Source organism: Streptomyces sp. WAC06614 (assembly GCF_003949795.1).
In the GTDB taxonomy this organism is placed as follows: domain Bacteria; phylum Actinomycetota; class Actinomycetes; order Streptomycetales; family Streptomycetaceae; genus Streptomyces.
The window spans coordinates 1-493 of record NZ_RPRY01000792.1 but is presented as its reverse complement, the minus strand read 5'-3'; the positions used below and the strand labels follow the sequence as shown (position 1 = coordinate 493).

The window sequence follows — 493 nt, the reverse complement described above, 5'->3', positions numbered from 1 at the left end:
TCGTCACCATCGCCCCCGGCGTCTACACCGAGGCCCTGCGCCTGGAGCGGCGGGTCCTGCTGGAACCGGAGTACGGCGCCGGCACCGTCCACCTGCGCTCCCCGGGCGGCCCGGTGCTCACCGTCACGGCCCCCGGCTGCGAGCTGTACGGACTCGACCTGCGGGGCACCGACCCCGCCGAGCCCGCCGTACGGGTCGCCGACGCGGCCGGGCTGACCCTGACCGACTGCGACGTGTCCGGCGGCCGGATCGACGTCCTCGGCTCCCGGGACGAGCCCGCGGCCGGGGCCGGGGCCGCGGCCAATGCGGCCCTCACCTTCGACGACACCCTCGACGCCGCCCTGCGCGACCCCGTCGGCGGGGGAGTGCTCGTGGTCCGCAACAGCAGGCTGCACGACGCCCGGCACGCCGCCGTCCACCTCGAAGGGGACGCCCGGGCCCGCCTCGACGACACCGTGGTCGACACCGTCGACGGCCTCGGCGTGGCCCTGGC

The 493-nt window shown here is 77.5% G+C and carries 1 pseudogene; it reads left to right on the top strand.

Going from position 1 to position 493, the window contains the following annotated elements:
* Positions 1–493, top strand: a pseudogene (locus EF918_RS37605) (sporulation protein); the annotation flags it as partial.